Raw genomic sequence first — 21,267 nt, forward strand, 5'->3', positions numbered from 1 at the left:
GGCGATGTCAGGCCGCCTGGGCCTCGGTCTGCATCTTCTTCATTTCCTCGTCGCGCAGCTCGCGGCGCAGGATCTTGCCGATCGGCGTCTTGGGCAGCGTTTCGCGGAACTCGATGGTCTTGGGCCGCTTGTAGCCGGTGAGGTCCTCGCGGCAGTGCTCGCGGATGTCCTCCTCGCTGACATTGCTGCCCGGCTTGCGCACCACATACAGCTTGACCGATTCACCGGAATTCTCGTCCGGCAAACCCACGGCCGCGCATTCCAGCACGCCCGGCACCGAGGCCACCACATCTTCCACCTCGTTCGGGTAGACGTTGAAACCGCTCACCAGAATCATGTCCTTCTTGCGGTCGACGATGGTGAAGTAGCCTCGCTTGTCCATCACGGCGATGTCGCCGGTCTTGAAGTAGCCGTCGGGCGTGAGGGACTTGGCGGTTTCGTCCGGGCGGCGCCAGTAGCCGGCCATCACCTGCGGCCCCTTGATGGCGATCTCGCCGCGGTCGCCCAGGTCGAACACCTCGTTGCCGTTGTCGTCCACCAGCTTCATCATGGTGCTTGGCACCGGCACGCCGATGGAGCCGGTAAATGCCGTGTTGGTCACCGGGTTGCAGCTGGCCACGGGGCTGGTTTCGGACAGGCCGTAGCCTTCGCAGATCGGGCAGCCGGTCTTTTCCAGCCAGAGCTTGGCGACGGCGCCCTGCACCGACATGCCGCCACCCACGGTGATGCGCAGGTGCTTCCAGTCCACCTGGTCGAAATCGGGGTGGTGCGCCAGCCCGTTGAACAGCGTATTCACACCCGGGAAGCTGTGGAAGATGTGCTGCTTCAGTTCCTTGATCACCGAGCCCAGGTCACGCGGGTTGGGCAGCAGGATGTTCTTGCCGCCCAGCTTGGAGCACAGCAGCATGTTCACCGTGAAGGCGAAGATATGGTAGAGCGGCAGCGCGCAGACAAATCCCAGCTGGTGGTGCGCCGGGCGCTGCGACAGGCCAGGCTGGTACCAGGCCTCGCACTGCAGCACGTTGGCCACGATGTTGCGGTGCAGCAGCACCGCGCCCTTGGCCACGCCCGTGGTGCCGCCGGTGTACTGCAGCACGGCAATATCATTCAGGCCCAGTTGTACCGGCTGGTACTGCTTGGCCGGATACTTGTTCAGAGCCTCGTTGAAGCGCACCGAGCCGGGCAGGTTGTAGGCCGGCACCAGCTTCTTCACGTGGCGCACCACGTAGTTCATCACCAGGCCCTTCACCATTCCCATGCGGTCGCCCATGGCCGCCACCACCACGTGCTTGACGTCGGTGCGCGCCACGCAGGCCTCCAGCGTATGGGCAAAGTTCTCGACGATGAAGATGGCCTTGGCACCGGAGTCCTTGAGCTGGTGCTCCAGCTCGCGCGCCGTATAGAGGGGATTGACGTTCACCAGCACCATACCGGCGCGGATAATGGCCATGGCCGCGATCGGGTACTGCAGGATGTTGGGCATCATCACCGCCACGCGGTCGCCGCGCTGCAGCCCGATCTTCTGCAGATACACCGCGATCGACTTGCTGGCCTGATCCAGCTCGCCGTAGCTCATGTCGCGGCCCATCATGGTGAAGGAGGTGCGATCGCGGAACTGTGTGAAGGTCTGCTCCAGCAACTCCACCAGCGACTCGTAGCCGCCCATGTCGATGTCCACGGCAACGCCGGGGGGATATTCAGCCAGCCAGGGGCGGCTGTCGATAAATTCGCTCATGCAATGTCTTCCTCGTGCCCCGCTGGCTGACTGCGGCAGCGTGTGGCTATTATCTGTTTGACCGTACCGAATAGCACGATCGTTCGGTGTGGAGTTATATCTTACTATCAGCTTACCTGAAACAATCATGTGTCATAGCATGGCAGATCAGGGGTTTTTCCTAGGGTGATCTGTGGCACCCATACCGCATCTGCGGGATGCAGGCCGGCGCCACGGGTTTGATACCATGCCGGCACCCTTTCTTCCATTGCTGCCATGACGCTCACCGAACTCAAGTACATCGTTGCCGTTGCGCGCGAGCGCCATTTCGGCCGTGCCGCCGAAGCCTGCTTCGTGGCCCAGCCGACGCTGTCGGTGGCCGTCAAGAAGCTGGAGGAAGAACTCGACGTGAAGCTGTTCGAGCGCAGCGCCAGCGAAGTCACCCTCACGCCGCTGGGCGAGGAAGTGGTGCGTCAGGCCCAGGTGGTGCTGGAACAGTCCAACCTGATCCGCGACATCGCCAAGCGCGGCAAGGATCCGCTCGCCGGGCCGTTGCGCCTGGGCATCATCTACACCATCGGCCCCTACCTGCTGCCCGACCTGGTGCGGCAGAACATGCAGCTCACGCCGCAGATGCCGCTGATGCTGCAGGAAAACTTCACCAGCAAGCTGCTGGAGATGCTGCGCTCGGGCGAGATCGACTGCGCCATCCTGGCCGAGCCGTTTCCCGATTCCGGCCTGGCGCAGGCCGCGCTCTATGACGAACCCTTCTGGGCCGCGGTACCATCCACCCATCCGCTGGCCGCGCAATCCAGCGTCAGTGCGGAGGCTCTGCGCAAGGAAAACCTGCTGCTGCTCGGTACCGGCCATTGCTTCCGCGACCATGTGCTCGAGGTCTGCCCCGAGTTCGCGCGCTTCTCCAGCCATGCCGATGGCATCCAGAAGAGCTTCGAGGGCTCTTCGCTGGAAACCATCAAGCACATGGTGGCCGCCGGCATGGGCGTGACGCTGGTGCCGGCGCTGAGCGTGCCGCCCGAGGTGCTGCAGCCGGCCGCTGCCGCACCCCGTGGCAAGATGGCGCCCGCGGCCCGCCACGCACGGCCCGACGCCCTGTTCAGCCCGCACAGCGATGCGCCCTTCGTGCGCTACATCCCGTTCGAGCCTGATGACGTGCCGACACGCCGCGTGGTGCTGGCCTGGCGACGCAGCTTCACGCGCTACGAGGCCATTGCCGCCCTGCGCAACGCGGTCTATGCCTGCGCGCTGCCGGGCGTGCAGCGGCTGTCCTGAAGGGTTCTGTGGACATCTGCCACGGACCGCCGGGCATCTCCTTCGACGGCCGGCAGATGGTACGGCAGCTTCCGAGCGCTCTTCTCTGCTGTTCCTGGTGCCGCGCTAGCCTGTCACAGCCGGCTTTTACAATCGCGGGGTCATGCAAGAACGTCTCCGTCTTTATCTCGACCTGATCCGCTGGGATCGCCCCGCCGGCTGGCTGCTGCTGCTCTGGCCCACCCTGGCCGCCCTGTGGCTGGCGGCCCGCGGCTTTCCGGGCTGGCACCTGATCATCGTCTTCACCCTGGGCACCATCCTGATGCGCAGCGCCGGCTGCTGCATCAACGACGTGGCCGACCGCGAATTCGACCGTCACGTCAAGCGCACTGCCAACCGTCCCATCACCAGCGGCCACATCAGCGTGCGCGAGGCACTGGGCGTGGGTGGCGTGCTGGCGCTGGTGTCCTTCCTGCTGGTGCTGACCACCAATTGGCTGACCGTGCTGTGGTCCATTCCCGCGCTGGCCGTCACCATCCTGTATCCCTATACCAAGCGCTTCTTCTCCATTCCGCAGGCGGTGCTGGGTATGGCCTTCAGCATGGGCCTGCCCATGGCCTATGCCGCCGTGCAGAACCAGATTCCGCCGGTGGTGTGGTGGATGCTGCTGGCCAACCTGTGCTGGGTGCTGGCCTACGACACCGAATACGCCATGGTCGACCGCGATGATGACCTGAAAATCGGCATCAAGACCTCGGCCATTACCTTCGGCCGCTTCGACGTGGCGGCCATCATGGCCTTCTACCTGGCGCACAAGGCGATCTGGTGGACCATCTTCTGGCAGCACGCCGATCTGGGCGCCACGCTGGCCACGCCCGGCTGGCGCCACGCCGCCTGGCTGCTCACGCTGCTGCTGGCACTGGCGCAGGTGGGCTGGCACTACCTGCTGATCCGCACGCGTGAGCGCGGCCCGTGCTTCCTGGCCTTCCGGCAGAACCACTGGGTCGGATTCGTCGTCTTCCTGGGGGCGCTGGCGCTGGCTTGACCGGTTACAGCGTCAGGCCGGACGCGTGCGCTGCGTGAACAGCAAGGCCACGCCCAGCGCCACGAACACACCGCCGAACACATGGTTCTGCCAGCGCACCGCGCGCGGCGTGGTCAGCACGCGGCGCAGCAGACGTCCGCTCAGCGCATAGCCGTGCATCACCACGATGTCGATGCTGCACATGGTCAGCGCCATGATGGCCAGCTGCTGCCCGATGGGCCGGTGGGCGTCCAGAAACTGCGGCAGCACCGCCACCATGAACACGATGCCCTTGGGATTGGTCGCGTTGGTGAGCATGCCGGTCATGAAGCGCTTCTTCCAATTGCCCTGCCCCTCGGCCACGGCCTGCTGCACCACGTCGCCTTCGAGCATGCCGTGCGTGTTGCGCCACTGCTTGATGCCGAGGTACATCAGGTACAGCGCGCCGAGCACCTTCAGCACGGTGAAGGCCGTGGCGGAGGCCAGCAGCACCGAGCCCACACCCAGCCCCGCCACCAGCAGGATCACCAGCAGGCCGGTCTGCAGGCCTGCAATGGTGGCGCTGGTGCGACGCACGCCATAGACGCTGCCATGGCTGATGGACAGGATGGCACCCGATCCCGGCGAAAGCGCAATCAGCCAGCACGCCACCATGAAGGCGAACCACAGTTTCATGTCCATGTCGAAATCCTCGTGTCTGCTTGTGCCGTGGAATGTGGTTCTGGCGCCGACGCGTCAGGCGCCGCCGGGCTTGCGCGCCAGCATCAGCGTGTTGGCAAACAGCGATCCGCTCACCACGCGCCCCGGCAGCACCTCCAGCCCGTGCCGGCCCAGCAATCCGGCCCAGTCGTCGGCGGTGCGGCAGTATAACGAACTGTCGGCATGTCCGCGTGCTCGGAAGATGATGCGGTCGACCAGCTGGCTGAGGCGAAAGGGCAGGCCGGCCGCGTGATCACCAATGCGCAGCACCAGCTGCCCGCCCGGCGCCAGGCAATCATGCACGCGCCGCAGCACCGCCTCCTGCCCTGCATGCGGCAGATAGTGCAGCACGTCCAGCAGCACCACGACGTCGGCCGCACCGAAGGCGGCCTGTGCGATGTCGCCCTGGTCGACGCGGGCGCGCAACTCATGGCCGGCCAGCGCCGCCTGCGCGCGCTCCACGTCGCGCGGCATCAGTTCCAGCCCGTGCACCCGGCAACCCTGCGGGGGCGGCGCCCAGTGCGCCGGCCAGTGCGGTGCGTGCGCAAGCCCGTCCACCGCCAGCAGCAGGCTGGCCAGCAGGCCCTGCCCGCAGCCCAGATCGAGCACGCGCGAACCGGGCCGGATCCAGCCCCGCGCCAGCACCGTGGCAAAGGCCGGATCATGGCGCAGCTTGCCGCGCGCGAAATGCCAGGCGAAGCGCCCCGCAGGCCGGTAGCGCTCGCTGGCTGCATGCCAGAGCGCGTGCGGCAGGCGGTGCGTCGCCCCGCCCGTCACTTGCGGCGGGCCTGGGCGTTGACCACGGCCAGCGCGGTCTGGTTCAGCACGCGGCGCATGGTGGAGGACGGCGTCAGGATGTGCGCGCTGGCCGCAGCGCCGAGCAGCATCGGGCCGATTGTCAGGCCGTTGCCGCCGGTGATCTTGAGCACGTTGAACAGGATGTTGGCCGCATCCAGGTTCGGGCAGATCAGCAGGTTGGCCGCGCCCTCCATGGCGTTGCCGGGCAGCATGTGGCGTCGCAGCTCGGGATTCATGGCGCAATCGCCCTGCATCTCGCCCTCGGCCTGGATCTCGGGTGCCAGCTCGCGGAACAGCTCGTAGGCGTGGCGCATCTTGACAGCGCTGGCGCGCTTGCTGGTGCCGAAGTTGGAATGCGACAGGAAGGCCACGTGCGGCGTGATGCCGAAGCGCTTCACTTCCTGCGCGGCCAGCAGCGCAATCTGCGCCAGCTCCTCGGCCGTGGGATCTTCGTTGACATAGGTGTCGGCGATGAACAGCGTCTGCTTCTCGAGCATGAGCGCGTTGAGCGCGGCAAACTTCTGGCCGGGCTGCGTGCCGATGACGTTGTGCACCGCCTCGAGGTGCTTGTCGTAGTTGCCGATCAGGCCGCAGATCATGGCATCGGCGTCGCCCAGCCTGACGGCCAGGGCGCCGATGATGGTGTTGCTGCGGCGCACGGCGATCTTGGCTGCATCGGGCGAAATACCGTCGCGCGCCATGCACTGGTGGTAGGTTTCCCAGTAGGCGCGGAAACGCGGATCGTTCTCGGGATCGATCACCTCGAAGCCGCCATCGACGTGCACGTGCAGGCCCAGCTTCTGGATACGCGCCTCGATGATATCGGGACGGCCCACCAGGATCGGCTCGGCAATGCCGTCGTCGTAGGCCTGCTGGGCGGCGCGCAGCACGCGCTCGTCCTCGCCCTCGGTGTAGACCACGCGCTTGCGGCCGGCCGGCACCTCGCGCGCCAGCGCAAACACCGGACGCATGAACAGGCCGGTATGCGACACGAAGGTGCCCAGGCTGTCCACGTAAGCCGTCATGTCCTCAATCGGTCGCGTGGCCACGCCGGAGGCCGCCGCGGCACGCGCCACCGCCGGCGCAATACGCAGGATCAGGCGGGAATCGAAGGGCTTGGGAATGATGTATTCGGGACCGAACTTCAGGTCCTGGCCCACGTAGGCAGCCGCCACCTCGTCGCTGATCTCCATCTTGGCCAGCGCGGCGATCTCGTGCACGCAGGCAACCTTCATCTCCTCGGTGATGGTGGTGGCGCCGCAATCGAGCGCACCGCGGAAGATGTAGGGGAAGCACAGCACGTTGTTGACCTGGTTCGGATAGTCCGAACGGCCGGTGGCGATGATGCAGTCCGGGCGCGCGGCCTTGGCCAGTTCGGGCTTGATCTCGGGATCGGGGTTGGCCAGTGCCAGGATGATGGGCTGCGTGCCCATGGTCTTGACCATTTCGGGCGTCAGCACGTTGGAGGTGGAGCAACCCAGGAACACGTCGGCATCGCGCACCACGTCGGCCAGCGTGCGGTCGCCGTTGTCCTTCTGCGCGTAGCGCTGCTTGGAAGCATCCAGGCCGCCCGGGCGGCCGTCATAGATCAGGCCCTTGGAGTCGCACACGAACACGTTCTCGCGCTTCACGCCCAGCGCCACCATCAGGTCCAGGCAGGCGATGGCCGCCGCACCGGCGCCGGAAGCCGCCAGCTTGATGCTGCCGATATCCTTGCCCACCAGTTCCAGGCCGTTGATCAGGGCGGAAGAGGAAATGATGGCCGTGCCGTGCTGGTCGTCGTGGAAGACCGGGATCTTCATGCGCTCGCGCAGCTTCTGCTCGATGTAGAAGCACTCGGGCGCCTTGATGTCCTCGAGGTTGACGCCGCCAAGCGTGGGCTCGAGCGCCGCGATCATGTCGACCAGCTTGTCGGGATCGCGCTCGTCCAGTTCGATGTCGAACACGTCGATGCCGGCGAACTTCTTGAACAGGCAGCCCTTGCCTTCCATCACCGGCTTGCCGGCCAGCGGGCCGATATCGCCCAGGCCCAGCACGGCGGTGCCGTTGGTGATCACGCCGACCAGGTTGCCGCGTGCGGTGTATTCGGCTGCCAGCGAGGGATCGGCCTGGATGTCCAGGCAGGGATAGGCCACGCCGGGAGAGTAGGCGAGCGACAGGTCACGCTGGTTCACCAGCGGCTTGGTGGGGGTGACGGAAATCTTGCCGCGCACCGGCTGGCGGTGGTAGTCGCGTGCCGCTTCGCGCAGGGCGGCCTGGGAGGTGGAAATCGTGCTTTCAGTGCTCATGGTGGTTCCTGTCGTCGGTGTGCCTGACTGCCGCGCCCGACAACGCGACGGCCTGCCTCCCTGAGAGGCATGGTTTTTTCTACGTGAAATAATACATAATTATCTGGTGCCCGAGGGGGTGCTGTAAAGGCAACGCAACATCCGTACCTACCCGTACAACAGCCCCCCGCCTTCAGCGTGCGGCGCGCAGGGCGGCCAGCAGCTTCTGCCCGGCCCGGCCGCTGGCCTGCATGCCCAGGCGCCCCTGCTCGGCGCGGATGGCGGCGCGCGTCTTCTCGCCGATCAGGCCGTCCGGCGTGCCGATGTCGTGCCCGCGCGCGAGCAGCAGCGTCTGCAGTTCGCGGTTTTCGGCACGGCTCAGGCCGGGGTCGTCGGTGGGCCAGGGCGTGACGAAGCCGGTCCGGCTTTTCTCGCCCGTCACCAGCGTGGAGAGCTGGGCAATCGCCAGCGCGTAGTTCTCGCTGGCGTTGTAGGTGTACAGGGTGTCGAAATTCCTGCCGACCAGGAAGGCCGGGCCGTTGGCGCCGGCCGGCAGCAGCAGGCCTGCCTGCGGCAGCGTTTGCGGCAGGGGCGCACCGTCGGCCAGGCGCACGCCTTGCGCCTGCCAGTGCGCCAGGGCCCGCTTGTTGCGGCGCCCCGCCTGGCTGGTGTCGAATCCCGCAGGCAGCTTCACCTCGTAGCCCCAGGGCTCGCCCGTGCGGTAGCCGGCCTTGCGCAGAAAGTTGGCGGTGGAAGCCAGGGCATCGGGCACGCTGCTGACGATGTCGCGACGGCCATCGCCGTCAAAATCGACCGCGGTGCGCAAAAAGGTGCTCGGCATGAACTGGGTCTGGCCAAAGGCGCCGGCCCAGGAGCCCGTCAGCTTCTCGGCCGGCACATGGCCCCCCTGCAGGATGCGCAGCACATTGGCAAATTCGGTGCGGAAATAGGGCTGGCGGCGGCCAAAGCAGGACAGCGTGGACAGCGACTGCACCAGCGGCCGGCCGCCCATGATCTGGCCGAAGTTGCTCTCCACGCCCCACACGCCCATCACCATGGCCGGCTCCACGCCATACTGCTGCTCGATCTGGCGCAGCGTGGGCAGCCACTGGCGGTAGGCGGCGCGGCCATCGGCCACGCGCTCGGCATCCACCAGCACCGCGATGTAGTCCCATACCGGCATGGTGAATTCGGGCTGGCGGTTGAGCAGGGGCAGCACCGTGGCGTCGGGCTCCAGGCCGCGTGTGTGCTGTGCATAGATGGCGGGGTCGATGCCGCGGAAATCGGACGTGCCCTGCAGACGGGCCAGGCAGGCCTGGAATTCGGCCGTACTCAGCACCGGGGGCGGCGTCTGTGCGGCCACCGGCAGGGCAGCCAGCAGCCAGGCGCCGGCTCCCAGCAGGCCGGCCATGCCGCGATGTGCGGAAGAACGCCGGGGCAGGCGATGGGCAGGGGACAACTTCATGGGCTCACTCTCCACAACAACAGGCGAGCGCCCATCATACCGGGCCAAGGTGAAACGTCGGTGCAGCGGGCTTCCGCAATCCGCACCGTGCCCGCTCTGCCTGTCACCCCACACCCGCCTGCTTTTTCGCCTGGCTTGCTGCATCCCGTCACGTGCAGGGTCCACCCGCCCCCCGTACAATCGCGTGATCATGGATCAAGACCCGACCTCCGCATCCTCGTTCGACAGCGCCCGCGCGCTGCAACTGGCCCAGCAGGCCCTCGCCACCGAGGCGCAGGCACTGCAGCAATGCGCGCTGCGCCTGCAGCAGCAACCCGGCACCGGCGCCGACTTCGCCCGCGCGGTTTCCACCATCCTGGCGGCCCGCGGCCGCGTGGTGGTGATGGGCATGGGCAAGAGCGGCCATGTGGGCCGCAAGATCGCAGCCACCCTGGCCTCCACCGGCACCGCCGCCCTGTTCGTGCATCCGGGCGAAGCCAGCCACGGCGACCTGGGCATGGTGCGCGAGGTCGACGTGGTGCTGGCCATCAGCAACAGCGGCGAAAGCGAGGAACTTTCCCGCATCCTGCCCGTACTCAAACGCCAGGGCGTGCCGCTGATCGCCATGACCGGCAAGCCGCAATCCAGCCTGGCCCGCCATGCCGACATCGTGCTCGACAGCGGCGTCGAAAAGGAGGCTTGCCCGCTCAACCTCGCCCCTACCGCCAGCACCACTGTGCAGATGGCGCTGGGCGATGCGCTGGCCGTGGCCCTGCTCGATGCGCGTGGTTTCCGCGCGGAGGACTTTGCCCGTTCGCACCCCGGCGGCGCGCTGGGCCGCCGCCTGCTCACCACGGTGGCCGACGTGATGCGCGCCGGCGACGCGGCACCCTCCGTGCCTATGGATGCCGATTTCAGCCGCGTCATGCGCGAGATGAGCGCCAAGGGCCTGGGCGCCACGCTGGTGGTCGATGGCGATGCGCGCGTGGTCGGCATCTTCACCGATGGCGACCTGCGCCGCCTGCTCGAAAGCGGCACCGACCTGCGCCAGCTGCGCGCCGAGCAGCTGATGCACGCCAGGCCGCGCAGCATCCGCCCCGATGCCCTCGCTGCCGACGCCGCCCACCTGATGGAGCAGTACCGCATCAACAGCCTGCCCGTCACCGATGCCGAAGGCCACCTCGTCGGCGCCCTGAACACGCACGACCTGATGCTGGCCAAGGTGATCTGACATGCAAGCCCCGGCCCTGACCTTCGATCCCGAACTGCTGCTGGCCGCGCAAGGCATCCGCGTGGTGTTCTTCGACGTGGACGGCGTGCTGACCGATGGCGGCCTGCTCTACACCGAGAGCGGCGAAACCATCAAGCGCTTCAACACGCTTGATGGCCACGGCCTGAAGCTGCTGCAGAAAGGCGGCATCACCCCGGCCATCATCACCGGGCGCGACTCCGCCCCTCTGCGCACCCGCCTGCAGGCCCTCGGCGTGCAGCATGCCGTGTACGGGACCGAAGACAAGCTGCCCGCGGCCGAGCGCCTGCTTGCCGGACTGGGCCTGGACTGGTCGCAGGCCGCAGCCATCGGCGATGACTGGCCCGACCTGCCCATGCTCATCCGTGCCGCCTTTGCCGCCGCCCCGGCCAACGCCCACCCCGAAGTCAGCGCCCGCGCACGCTATGTGACGCGCGCCAGCGGCGGCGCCGGCGCCGTGCGCGAGCTGTGCGACCTGCTGCTGCAGGCACAGGGCCGTTACGCCGACCTGCTGGCGCCCTACCTGCCCGGCGCGAAAGATCCGGCATGAGCACGCCCCAGCCTTCTTCCACCGAATCGGGCCTGCAACTGGCCGGTGCCCTGCGTCCGCTGCCCGCCGCCGGCAGCTCCACGCCCGAGCGCCTGCCCGACCGGATCTGGCGCCGCGCGGTCGACTTCATGCCGGCGATCCTGGTGCTGCTGCTGGTGCTGGCCACCGCCTGGCTGGTGCGCAGCATGCCTGCAGCCGAAGAGCCCAAGCCGGCCCCGCCGCCGAACGAGCCCGACTACTACATGAAGGATTTCCGCCTGCGCAACTTCAATCCGCAAGGCGTGCTGCAGACCGAGATCCAGGGCGCCTTCGGCGACCACCTGCCGGGCAACGACACCATCCGCACCCAGCAGCTGCGCAGCTACAGCCTGGACGCCAGCGGCGTGGAAACGCGCGCGACGGCCGACCGCTCCGTGTCCGACAGCAAGGGCAAGGACATCCAGCTCTACGACAACGTCAAGGTCGTGCGCACCGATCCGCGTCCCGACAAGGACGGGCAACCCCGGGTGCCCACCATTCTCGAGAGCGACTACCTGCACGTGATCAACCAGCAGGAGTCCATCCGCACCGATCGCCCGGTGCGCATCACGCAGGGCAAGGACGTGATCAACGGCAACGGCCTGGAATACACCGCCGAAAGCAAGGTGCTGCGCATCGATGGCCGCGTGCGGGCGCAGATCCAGCCCGCGCCGGCACGGCCGTAAGCAGGGGCCGGTACGCCGTGACTGCTTCCGGGGCTTCGCTCGTCTTCATCACCGGCGCCTCCAGCGGTATTGGCCAGGCACTGGCACAGCGCTATTACGCCGATGGCTGGCGGCTGGCGCTGGTGGCACGCCGCAGCGAGGCGCTGGCGGACTGGGTGCACGCACAGCAGCTGGACAGCACGCGCGTCGCGGTCTACGGAGCCGACGTGCGCGAGCCCGACAGCATCATCGGTGCCGCACGTGCCTGTGTGGCGCAGCAGGGCCTGCCGGATGTGGTGATTGCCAACGCCGGCATCAGCCACGGCATGGACAGCGCCGAGCGCGCCGACCTGGATGTGATGCAGCAGATTTTCGCCACCAACGTGCAGGGCATGGCGGCCACCTTCCATCCGTTCATTGCCCCGATGCGTGCCCGCGGCAGCGGGCGTCTGGTGGGCATCGCCAGCGTGGCCGGCATCCGCGGCCTGCCCGGGCATGGCGCGTACAGCGCCAGCAAGGCGGCCGCCATCACCTATTGCGAGAGCCTGCGTGGCGATCTGCGCGGCAGCGGCGTGCAGGTACTGACCCTGCTGCCGGGCTATATCGCCACGCCGATGACGGCCGGCGACCATTTCAGCCTGCCCTTTCTGCTTGGCGCCGAGGAGTTTGCCCGGCGCGCCCAGCGGGCCATTGCCGCCGGAAGCAGCTACCGCGTGATTCCGTGGCAGATGGGGGTTGCTGCCCGGCTGCTGCGCCTTCTGCCCAATCCCGTCTTCGACCGCCTGTTCGCCGGCCGGCCGCGCAAGCCTCGGCTGGCAGCAGCCGCGGCGGCTGCACCTGCTGCACCTGCTGCACCTGCTGTAAACGCCCGATCATCCTGCCCGCCGGCGTCCAGGCACGCCTCCGCAACGTCCGACCCGACGCCACCTCCCTCCGCATGAGCGCCGATTCCGCCCTCCCGACCCCCAATCCGCTGCAGCTCCGCAGCCAGCGGCGCCGCCCGGTGCCCGCCGGCATGCGCCGCTGGCTGCAGGCCGAAGGCTCGCTCACACGCCATCTCACGCGCGCCAGCGGCCGGGTACGGGTGCAGGTACTGCAGCAGGGCAGTGACGCGCTCTGGCCGGAAGAAATCGCCGCCTTGCAGCGCCAGCCCTTCCAGCAGGCCGGCAGCAGCCACGTGCGCACCGTGCTGCTGTGGTGCGGCCCTCCCGGGGCGGAGCGCCCCGCCGTGCTGGCGCGATCGGCCGTGCTGGCGCCGCAATCGCGCCTGCGCTGGCGCGGCTTGCGCGGCCTGGGCGACAAACCGCTGGCCCAGCTCCTGTTCGATACGCCCCATATCCACCGCAGCCCGCTGCGCTGGCGTCACGATGCTGCCCACGGCCCGGCCGCACGCCATGTGCTGCAGCTGTGGCAGCGGCATGCGCCCGGGCATGCCGCCATGCTGCCCCGGCAGGGCATCTGGCGCCGCAGCTCGGTGTTCGACATCGGTGGTGCACGCATCCTGGTCACGGAGTGGTTCGCCCCCGAGGTCTTCGGCTGGCCCGCGCCCAAATGACAAAACCCTGCCCCGGGCAGTGCCCGCAGCAGGGTTCGGGAGGCAGACAGGGCTGGATCAGCCCTGCATGCGATCAATAGTTGTTGTTGTCGTCGTAGTTGTTGCGACGACCGCCGTCACGACGGCCACCGCCGTAGGGGCTGCGGAAACCGTCGCTGTTGCCGCCGCCGAAGTCACGGCCACCGCCGTAACCGCCGCCGCCTTCGCGACCACCACCGTAGCCACCTTCACGGCCGCCACCGTAACCGCCCTCGCGGCCACCGCCGTAACCGCCTTCACGACGGCCACCACCGTAGCCACCGCCGCCACCGAAGCTGCGCGGGGGACGAGGCTCCATCGGACGGGCCTCGTTCACCACCAGGGCGCGGCCGCCCATGTCCTTGCCATGCAGGCCGTTGATGGCCGCCTGGGCTTCGGCATCGCTGCCCATTTCGACGAAACCAAAGCCTTTGGAACGACCGGTGTCGCGCTCCATCATGACCTTGGCGCTGGTCACGGCGCCGTACTGGCCGAATTGCTGCTGCAGGTCGTTGTCGCGCACAGCGTAGGGCAGGTTGCCCACATAAAGTTTATTGCCCATGAACGGACTCTTTCAGAAAAACAAAAAATACAAGCGATGTCCGTTTTGGGCAGACGAAAGGGAAATCATCAACCTCATTCACGCAAAGCAATCACCGCAAACATGCACCCTGCGCGGCACTGACACGCCGCAACGGGATACCCGGAGCATTATGGGGCAGTTATGTGTATTTTTGGTGTCAGCAAATACCGACACTCCCGGTATTTACCCTGAAATACTGCAAGATTGATGCAGCGCAGACATTGCACAGCTTCCTGCGATAATCGCGGCCGCTGCGGCCTGCGGCATTCCCCACCTTCCCTCCCGCATTTCCATGGAAGCCTTCCTCGTATCAACCGGCCTGGTCGCCCTGGCCGAAATGGGCGACAAGACCCAGCTGCTGTCGCTCGTGCTCGCCGCCCGTTTCCGCAAGCCCTGGCCCATCGTCTGGGGCATTCTGGTGGCCACGCTGGTCAACCATGCCATGGCCGGTGCCGTCGGCAGTTTCATCACCACCCTGCTCTCGCCCGAGGTGCTGCGCTGGGTGCTGGCCGCGTCCTTCCTGGCCATGGCGGTGTGGATGCTGATTCCGGACAAGCTGGACGAGGACGAGCAGCCCAAATCCCCGAAATACGGCGTGTTTGCCACCACCGTGGTGCTGTTCTTCCTGGCCGAGATGGGCGACAAGACGCAGATCGCCACCGTGGCGCTGGCGGCGCGCTACCAGGAGCTGGCCTCTGTGGTGGCCGGCACCACGCTGGGCATGATGATCGCCAACGTGCCGGTGGTGTTCCTGGGCGAGCGCATCACACGGCTGGTGCCGCTGCACTGGGTGCACCGTATCTGCGCCGTGATCTTCGTCGGTCTGGCGGTAGCGGCGCTGCTCTGGTAGTCAAACAACCCTGCGCGTGACAGTGTTCACACGGCCGCGCTATACTGACCTTATTGCGCCGATTTGCTTCCAGCTTGCGGGCGCGTAACAAATGCCGCTAAAACGGAGCCAGACACCCGGTTTCCGTCCTTTGCGGTACCGGGTTTGCTTTTTCCATGTCGTTCATCGCCACCCCCCAATCCATGTACTTTGCAGAGCCGCTGGCGCTGCAAAGCGGCGCCAGCCTGCGCGGCTACACGCTGGCCTACGAAACCTACGGCACGCTCAATGCCGACAAGTCCAACGCCGTGCTGATCTGCCACGCGCTCAATGCCTCGCACCACGTGGCCGGCCATTACGCCGACGAGCCGGGCAATGTCGGCTGGTGGGACAACATGATCGGCCCGGGCAAGCCGGTGGACACGAATCGCTTCTTCGTCATCGGCATCAACAACATCGGCTCCTGCTTCGGCAGCACCGGCCCGCGCGACGCCAATCCCGATGCCCCGGCCGACAGCCGCCGCAAGCAGTACGGCGCCGACTTCCCGGTCGTCACGGTCGAAGACTGGGTCAACGCGCAGGCGCGCCTGCTCGACCAGCTCGGCATCACGCAACTGGCCGCGGTGATGGGCGGCAGCCTGGGCGGCATGCAGACACTGAGCTGGACGCTGCAATACCCCGAGCGTGTGCGCCATGCCGTGGTGATCGCCAGCGCACCGAATCTCTCCGCCGAGAACATCGCCTTCAACGAAGTGGCGCGCCGCGCCATCGTGACCGACCCCGAATTCCACGACGGCCATTTCTACGAGCACGGCGTGGTGCCCGCGCGCGGCCTGCGCATCGCGCGCATGATCGGCCACATCACCTACCTGAGTGATGACGTGATGAACAGCAAGTTCGGCCGCGAACTGCGCGAGGCCGTCACCCACAACAGCACCGGCTACAAGTATTCAACGCAGGATGTAGAGTTCCAGATCGAGAGCTACCTGCGCTACCAGGGCGACAAGTTCAGCACCTACTTCGATGCCAACACCTACCTGCTGATCACGCGTGCGCTCGACTATTTCGATCCGGCGCAGCAGTTCGGCGGCGACCTGTCGCGCACCATGGCGCAGGCCAGGGCCGATTTTCTGGTCGTGAGCTTCAGCACCGACTGGCGCTTCTCGCCGGCACGCAGCCGCGAGATCGTCAAAGCCCTGCTCGACAACCGGCGCCACGTGAGCTATGCGGAGATCGACGCCCCGCACGGGCACGACGCCTTCCTGCTGGATGACCCGCGCTACCTGAACCTGGTACGCGCCTACTTCGACAACAAGGTGGCAGCATGAGCGGAGGACAAGTCGCCATTGAAGCCATTGCGCAACTGGTACCACAAGGCGCGCATGTACTGGACCTGGGCTGCGGGGATGGCGCCCTGCTGGCCTGGCTGCAGCAGCACCGGGGCTGCACCGGTTACGGGGTGGAGATCAACGATGCCAACCTGCTGGCCTGCGCCCGCCGCGGCGTGGACGTGCTGCAACTCAACCTCGACGAGGGCCTGAGCATCTTTGCCGACAACAGCTTCGACGTGGTGCTGCAGATCGACACGCTGCAGCACTTGCGCAACGCCGAAACCATGCTGCGCGAGACCGTGCGCGTGGGCCGCATGGGCATTGTCGCCTTCCCCAATTTCGCCCACTGGCCGAACCGCCTGTCCATCCTGCGCGGCCGCATGCCGGTGAACAAGCGCCTGCCTTACGAGTGGTACAACACGCCCAACATCCGCGTCGGCACCTATGCCGATTTCGGTGTGCTGGCGGCCCGCTGCGGGCTGCGCGTGCAGGACCGCTTCGGCCTGCACGAGGGGCAGATCATCCGCAGCCTGCCCAATCTGCGCGCCAGCACGGCGGTGTATAAGGTGACGCGCGGCTGAGCCAGGGCTTTCAGGCGCTGGCCCGGCCGGTTCAAACCTGCTGCTGCAATCCAGATTGCCACGCATCGCAGCACAGCAGGCCTTCAGAGCGGCGCCAGGGTTGCCGAAGGGGTGGATGCAGCTGCAGCCGCTGCCTTGTCCCGTCGCTGCCAGGCCTTTTCGTGCAGGAAGAAGGCAAAAGCCTGCACCGTCGGCTCCAGCAGACTGAGCGTGAGTGCGGCAATCAGGTTGCCGGTCACGGCATAGGCCACGCCTGCCGCCACCAGGACGTGGATCACGTAGTAGCTCATGGTCTTGTAAAGCGTGCGTTGGTGCGGGCGCAGCCACTGCCTGATATGTGCCATGGATATTTCTCCCGAGTCGTTTTCGATTTATCAATGATAACGATTCTCAACAACAGCATGATTGCAAATGCCTATGCCGTCAGTAGGGTGCGGCCATGGCCGCAGGCTCGGAGCGCGTGGCGGCGCACTCCTACACGGGTTCGGCCCGGCTGCCCACAGCCGGTTGCCCCTGTTTGAAAAACAATGCAGTCAACCCCAGCCGAAAGCCGCAGTGGCCGCCGGCAGAGCGGGCCGGTATCAACTGCAAGCTTTTCAAGGAGAAACATCATGGGATTTCTGATCTGGATCATCGTAGGTGGTGTGGTGGGCTGGCTGGCCAGCTTGGTGATGCGTACCGATGCGCAGCAGGGTCTGTTCCTGAACATCGTGGTCGGCATCGTGGGCGCCCTGCTGGGCGGGTGGCTGATTTCGCCGCTGCTCGGTGTGGGCACCATCAATGAGAGCCCCTTGAGCATCGGCGCCATCGTGGTGTCGCTGATCGGCGCCATCATCCTGCTGGCGATCGTGAATCTGGTGCGTCGCGGCAGCGTGCGCTGATCACCCGGCGCGACCCCAGCCCGTCCTGACAAGGCGGCCGGCGCCACCTCTGGCAACAGGGTGGCGTCATTTTTTTCATGCCGCGCTGCCGGCTCGCCCGCTACCGCCGGGCATGGCTTCACGGCATACTGTGAGAGCACTTTTTTCCGCATCATGCCCGACCAGCCTCCTCCCCTCTCCGCAGCACCGGCGGCGCCTCCCGTCCCGGCAAAACCCGATCCGGCAGACTCGCTTGATGCGGACACGGTCGGCGGCGCATCGAGACGCCGCCTGCTGATCTGGACGCTGATTCTGCTCAACGTCACGCTGGTGATCTTCCTGCTGAAGTGGGCCGATGCCTTCTTCATGCCTCTGGTGGCGGGCATCTTCCTCTCGTACACGCTCGGTCCCATCGTCGACTTCCTGCAGTTGCGCCTGCGCCTGCCGCGTGCGCTGGGCAGTGCGGTGGCCATTCTGGCCTTCATGGGCGTGATCGGCGGAATCGGCTATGCCGTTTGGTGGCAGGCGATCGACCTGGCCGAGTCCATGCCCGAATCGATCAACCGGGTCACGCGCAGCGTGCGCCAGGTGCAAGTCGACCGCAGCAGCTCGCTCTCCAAGCTGAACCAGGCGGCGCAGGCGGTGGACAACGCACTCAAGAGCGCATCGCCTGCCCCGCGCGGCTCGCAGTCGGCCGCGGCGCAGGCCGCGCCGGCGCCGGAGCGCGTCTCCTCGTTGCTGATGCAGCGCGCGTTGCGCGTGGTTGGCGGCATGGGTACGCTGGGTTCTGTGCTGCTGCTGGCCTATTTCCTGCTCACTGCCGGCGACAGCTTCCGGCGCAAGACCGTGCGCGTGGTCAGCAAGCGCTGGCAGCACAAGCGGGTGACGGTGGAGCTGCTGGATGACATCCACTCCTCGGTGCAGCAATACCTCGGCTCGCTGGTGATGGTCAACCTGCTGCTGGGCCTGCTGACCTACGTGACGCTGCTGGCCCAGGGCTTTCGCAATGCCGAGATCTGGGCCACGCTGGCCGGCATCCTGCACGTGATTCCCTACGTCGGCCCCCTGCTGACCGCCATCGGCGTGTTCATTGCCGGCGTGCAGCAATGGGGGGCCATCGTGCCGGCCGCGCTGGCGGCGGGCTCCACGCTGGTGGTGGCCGCACTGGTCGGATCGGTGGCCTATGCCTGGATCCTGGGACGCATTGCCAACATCAACCACTCCGCGCAGTTCATCGCGCTGCTGTTCTTTGGCTGGCTGTGGGGGGCGCTGGGGCTGTTGATCGCCATTCCGCTGGTGGTGGTGATCAAGGTGATTGCGGCCCGCGTGGATGCGCTGCACCCGGTGGCCGAGTTCCTGCGCGAGTAACGGAGGCGCCCCGGACAGGCTGGCGCGCGGGCACTGTGCGCAGCAGACCGGCTTTTACTTCTGGATCCAGGGCAGACCACGAAAACGCCAGCCACCCCGATGGCCGCGCTGTTGCGCACCATCCAGATCGCCCTCGAAACCTTCGAGCACGTTGTAGCAGCCCCCCAGCCCCAGCTCGGTAGCGCGCTGCGCGGCTCCGACGGAGCGGACACCGCTGCGGCAGATGAACAGCAGGCGCTGTCCGGGATGCTGCTGCGCAATCGCCAGTACCTGGGCATCAAAATCGGGATTGGGCACCATGCCGGGATAGATGCGCCAGCACAGGGGCACCGCTCCTGGCACCATGCCGACCCAGTCGCGCTCGGCGTCGGTGCGCACGTCCACCAGCACGCCCTGCCCCTGCTGCTGCCAGGTGTAGGCCTGTTCGGGTTCGATGTCGCCGGCGTATTGGGTGGGAGTGGTCTGCATGCGGGGGTCCTCGGGAATCATCCGAGTGTAGCCGGCGAAACCACCTCCCGCGTTTCGCCTCCGGACGTATCCACGATCAGTGCCGGGGCACCCGCATCGGGACGGGATGGCGCGGCGGCGGGGCGCGGTGCGGGCTGATGGCGCCGCTGCGGCAGCGACCCCTCGATGCGCGTGCCGCGTCCGGCCGCCGAAACAATGCGCAGGCTGCCCTGCATGGCCTCCAGCCGGTGCCGCATGCCGGACAGGCCGTAGCTGGCATTGGCCTTCTCGTTCACGTCGAAGCCGATGCCGTCATCCAGCACCTGCAGCAGCGCGTAGTCCTTCTTGTCGTGCAGCATCACGCGCACATGGCTGGCGCGTGCGTACTTGCTGATGTTGGTGAGCGCCTCCTGCATCACGCGGAACACCACCAGCTGCGCCTCGGGCGCCAGCTCCACCGGCTCGATGTCGGTTTCCACGCTGATCTCGGTGCGATCGGAAAATTCGCGCGCGTAGTTTTCCAGCGTGGCACGCAGGCCCAGGTGCGCCAGCGAGGACGGCTGCAGCTCCTCGATCAACTGGCGCTTGAAGGCCACGCCGGCGTTGAGCGACTCCACCAGATGCTGCAGGCGCTGGGCGATCTTCTCGTCGTCCACGCCAAGCTGCCCCAGACGCGACTTGATGCGCGCCGTATCGAGCTTGGCCGCCGTGAGCAGCGCGCCCATCTCGTCGTGCAGCTCCTGCGCCATGCGGCCGCGCTCGGCCTCCTGCACCTTCATCACATGCGTGGTCAGTTCGGACAGCTGGTGCGTGCGCTCGCGCACTTCGGTGTCGAGCTGGTCGCGCTCCTGCTGGATGGCCTGGCGACGCTCTTCCTGGATATGGTCGATGCGGCGCGACTGGCGCACCAGCAGGTAGAACGCGGCCGCACCCAGCAGGATCACCGCCAGCACCACCAGACGGGCCGCCAGCAGGTTGCGCTGCAGGGCCAGCCTGCTTTCCGCCAGGGCGCGGTCATTGGCCTGGCGCAGGCGCTCGATGCCGGTACGGGCGGTATCCATGTAGGTTTGTCCGGCATCGGTGTTGAAGGCGGTGAGCCAGTCCACGTCGCCGCTGGCACTCTGGCGCATGCGCACGGTCACCTCCATCTCGGCGATGCGGCGCGAGATGGGCCTGGAAATGCCGGCAAACTCGTTCAACTGCTGCTGTGAATCGACGTAGAAGCTGCGTGCCTTGTCCAGCGCCGGATCGATGCGCGAGACCGCCAACTGGTAGGGGCCGAGATAGCGCTTGTCGCCCGAAATCAGGTAGCCGCGCTGCAGGGTCTCGGCATCGATCACGGCGGTGCGCAGATTGTTCAGCGCGACCCGTTGCTGCTCCAGACGGTCCACCTGGTCGAGATGGTCACGCGAGTTCATGTAGCCGAACTCGTTCAGCAGCAGCACCAGAGCCACCACCAGCATGGCCCAGAACATGGCATGGGGCCGGGAAAAGTGGCGCAAGGCCTTGCCGAGGCGGGTTTCGGAGCGTGCTGCAGCTATCATGCAACCAATTGTGCATGGCCTGCGTGCGCTTTTCTTGTAGGAAACCGGCGCATCTTCACTCTCTGAAGCAAGCCCTGCATGCCGCCCATTCCCGAGTTGCCCCCTGCCCGACTGGCTGCAGCGTCATGTCGAAGTCATCAAATCGTGGCATAAATGACGGTTGGCTGACCTATCCTGGGGGTGATTGACATACGTCAAACGTTCCAAGCCGCAGATCAGGCCCAATGGCCCATGTTTGTAAACTGAATGGGAGAGTTCCATGGATGTGCTCATGCGCGAACTGTTTGCCACCGACATCGGCTTGCTGACCATTTTCACCATCGGCTTCATCGTGGTGATGGCTGCCTGGCTGTTCTTCTTCGTCCGCAAGAACGTGGCACGCGACGAGGCCGCACACGCCAAGGACACCCCGAAACTGCGCAACTGAGTGCAGCATTGAACGGATGGTTCTGGC

At 66.5% G+C, this 21,267-nt stretch carries 23 protein-coding genes; 14 read left to right on the top strand and 9 right to left on the bottom strand.

Annotation, left to right across the window (positions count from 1 at the left end; all coding sequences use genetic code 11):
• Positions 1–7: 7 nt before the first annotated feature.
• Positions 8–1,723, bottom strand: coding sequence for a long-chain-fatty-acid--CoA ligase (locus tag KKQ75_RS09830; RefSeq protein ID WP_284069735.1), 1,716 nt, complete (start codon positions 1,721–1,723; stop codon positions 8–10).
• Between the two features lie 267 nt (positions 1,724–1,990).
• Between KKQ75_RS09830 and KKQ75_RS09835 the strand changes: the two genes are divergently transcribed.
• Positions 1,991–3,004, top strand: coding sequence for a hydrogen peroxide-inducible genes activator (locus KKQ75_RS09835; protein WP_213361927.1), 1,014 nt, complete (start codon positions 1,991–1,993; stop codon positions 3,002–3,004).
• A gap of 142 nt (positions 3,005–3,146) precedes the next feature.
• Complete coding sequence (gene ubiA / locus KKQ75_RS09840; RefSeq protein ID WP_213361932.1) at positions 3,147–4,028, top strand: 4-hydroxybenzoate octaprenyltransferase; 882 nt, start codon at positions 3,147–3,149, stop codon at positions 4,026–4,028.
• A gap of 12 nt (positions 4,029–4,040) precedes the next feature.
• Here the strand turns inward: ubiA and KKQ75_RS09845 are convergent, their stop codons facing one another.
• From KKQ75_RS09845 to KKQ75_RS09860, 4 genes are all read right to left on the bottom strand, one after another.
• Complete coding sequence (locus KKQ75_RS09845; RefSeq protein WP_213361934.1) at positions 4,041–4,688, bottom strand: LysE family translocator; 648 nt, start codon at positions 4,686–4,688, stop codon at positions 4,041–4,043.
• Positions 4,689–4,742: 54 nt separating this feature from the next.
• Positions 4,743–5,483 carry a class I SAM-dependent methyltransferase gene (locus KKQ75_RS09850; protein ID WP_213361936.1) on the bottom strand — a complete coding sequence of 247 codons (741 nt, stop codon included), beginning with the start codon at positions 5,481–5,483 and terminating at the stop codon, positions 4,743–4,745.
• On the bottom strand, positions 5,480–7,792 hold the full coding sequence (locus tag KKQ75_RS09855; RefSeq protein ID WP_213361941.1) for an NADP-dependent malic enzyme: 2,313 nt from the start codon (positions 7,790–7,792) through the stop codon (positions 5,480–5,482). Before KKQ75_RS09855 ends, KKQ75_RS09850 begins: the two co-directional genes overlap by 4 nt.
• A 172-nt stretch (positions 7,793–7,964) precedes the next feature.
• On the bottom strand, positions 7,965–9,182 hold the full coding sequence (locus tag KKQ75_RS09860) for a lytic murein transglycosylase (protein WP_213362763.1): 1,218 nt from the start codon (positions 9,180–9,182) through the stop codon (positions 7,965–7,967).
• A 244-nt stretch (positions 9,183–9,426) separates the two neighbouring features.
• On the opposite strand from KKQ75_RS09860, the gene KKQ75_RS09865 reads away from it, so the two are divergent.
• The 5 genes from KKQ75_RS09865 to KKQ75_RS09885 are packed head-to-tail and all read left to right on the top strand — an operon-like array spanning position 9,427 to position 13,252.
• Positions 9,427–10,446: a KpsF/GutQ family sugar-phosphate isomerase gene (locus KKQ75_RS09865; RefSeq protein ID WP_213361945.1), complete on the top strand. Its 1,020-nt coding sequence runs from the start codon at positions 9,427–9,429 to the stop codon at positions 10,444–10,446.
• Between the two features lies 1 nt (position 10,447).
• The gene (locus KKQ75_RS09870) at positions 10,448–11,014 is read left to right on the top strand and encodes a KdsC family phosphatase (RefSeq protein WP_213361947.1); all 567 of its coding nucleotides are present in this window, start codon (positions 10,448–10,450) and stop codon (positions 11,012–11,014) included.
• A complete protein-coding gene (lptC, locus tag KKQ75_RS09875; RefSeq protein ID WP_213361948.1) occupies positions 11,011–11,718 on the top strand; it encodes an LPS export ABC transporter periplasmic protein LptC in 708 nt (235 codons plus the stop codon). Before KKQ75_RS09870 ends, lptC begins: the two co-directional genes overlap by 4 nt.
• Positions 11,719–11,735: 17 nt before the next feature.
• Entirely contained in the window at positions 11,736–12,638 is a 903-nt protein-coding gene (locus KKQ75_RS09880) for an SDR family oxidoreductase (RefSeq protein WP_213361949.1), read from the top strand.
• On the top strand, positions 12,635–13,252 hold the full coding sequence (locus KKQ75_RS09885; protein WP_213361950.1) for a chorismate--pyruvate lyase family protein: 618 nt from the start codon (positions 12,635–12,637) through the stop codon (positions 13,250–13,252). Before KKQ75_RS09880 ends, KKQ75_RS09885 begins: the two co-directional genes overlap by 4 nt.
• Positions 13,253–13,325: 73 nt before the next feature.
• On the opposite strand, the gene KKQ75_RS09890 is transcribed toward KKQ75_RS09885, so the two are convergent.
• On the bottom strand, positions 13,326–13,832 hold the full coding sequence (locus KKQ75_RS09890) for an RNA recognition motif domain-containing protein (RefSeq protein WP_213361954.1): 507 nt from the start codon (positions 13,830–13,832) through the stop codon (positions 13,326–13,328).
• Here KKQ75_RS09890 and KKQ75_RS09895 point away from each other — a divergent pair.
• From KKQ75_RS09895 to metW, 4 genes are all read left to right on the top strand, one after another.
• Positions 13,831–14,061, top strand: a complete 231-nt coding sequence (locus tag KKQ75_RS09895; protein WP_213361956.1) for a hypothetical protein — start codon at positions 13,831–13,833, stop codon at positions 14,059–14,061. The genes KKQ75_RS09890 and KKQ75_RS09895 overlap by 2 nt on opposite strands.
• Positions 14,062–14,145: 84 nt before the next feature.
• Positions 14,146–14,703 (top strand): TMEM165/GDT1 family protein, encoded by a 558-nt coding sequence (locus KKQ75_RS09900; protein ID WP_213361958.1) that lies wholly within the window; start codon positions 14,146–14,148, stop codon positions 14,701–14,703.
• 155 nt (positions 14,704–14,858) lie between these two features.
• Positions 14,859–16,010, top strand: a complete 1,152-nt coding sequence (gene metX, locus KKQ75_RS09905; RefSeq protein WP_213361965.1) for a homoserine O-succinyltransferase MetX — start codon at positions 14,859–14,861, stop codon at positions 16,008–16,010.
• Positions 16,007–16,594, top strand: a complete 588-nt coding sequence (gene metW, locus KKQ75_RS09910; protein ID WP_213361967.1) for a methionine biosynthesis protein MetW — start codon at positions 16,007–16,009, stop codon at positions 16,592–16,594. Before metX ends, metW begins: the two co-directional genes overlap by 4 nt.
• A gap of 83 nt (positions 16,595–16,677) precedes the next feature.
• Here metW and KKQ75_RS09915 read toward each other — a convergent pair whose 3' ends face one another.
• A complete protein-coding gene (locus tag KKQ75_RS09915; RefSeq protein WP_213361968.1) occupies positions 16,678–16,938 on the bottom strand; it encodes a DUF2061 domain-containing protein in 261 nt (86 codons plus the stop codon).
• A 267-nt stretch (positions 16,939–17,205) separates the two neighbouring features.
• On the opposite strand from KKQ75_RS09915, the gene KKQ75_RS09920 reads away from it, so the two are divergent.
• Positions 17,206–17,475, top strand: a complete 270-nt coding sequence (locus KKQ75_RS09920) for a GlsB/YeaQ/YmgE family stress response membrane protein (protein WP_213361969.1) — start codon at positions 17,206–17,208, stop codon at positions 17,473–17,475.
• Between the two features lie 153 nt (positions 17,476–17,628).
• Positions 17,629–18,822 (top strand): AI-2E family transporter, encoded by a 1,194-nt coding sequence (locus KKQ75_RS09925; RefSeq protein WP_213361971.1) that lies wholly within the window; start codon positions 17,629–17,631, stop codon positions 18,820–18,822.
• A 54-nt stretch (positions 18,823–18,876) separates the two neighbouring features.
• Here the strand turns inward: KKQ75_RS09925 and KKQ75_RS09930 are convergent, their stop codons facing one another.
• Positions 18,877–19,290 (bottom strand): rhodanese-like domain-containing protein, encoded by a 414-nt coding sequence (locus KKQ75_RS09930; protein ID WP_349772154.1) that lies wholly within the window; start codon positions 19,288–19,290, stop codon positions 18,877–18,879.
• 17 nt (positions 19,291–19,307) lie between these two features.
• Complete coding sequence (locus KKQ75_RS09935; RefSeq protein WP_213361973.1) at positions 19,308–20,813, bottom strand: CHASE3 domain-containing protein; 1,506 nt, start codon at positions 20,811–20,813, stop codon at positions 19,308–19,310.
• A 259-nt stretch (positions 20,814–21,072) separates the two neighbouring features.
• Here KKQ75_RS09935 and KKQ75_RS09940 point away from each other — a divergent pair, with 259 nt between their 5' ends.
• Positions 21,073–21,240 (top strand): DUF3149 domain-containing protein, encoded by a 168-nt coding sequence (locus tag KKQ75_RS09940; RefSeq protein ID WP_213361975.1) that lies wholly within the window; start codon positions 21,073–21,075, stop codon positions 21,238–21,240.
• Positions 21,241–21,267: the final 27 nt, after the last annotated feature.

Source organism: Brachymonas denitrificans, assembly GCF_907163135.1.
Taxonomy (GTDB): Bacteria; Pseudomonadota; Gammaproteobacteria; order Burkholderiales; family Burkholderiaceae_C; genus Brachymonas; species Brachymonas denitrificans_A.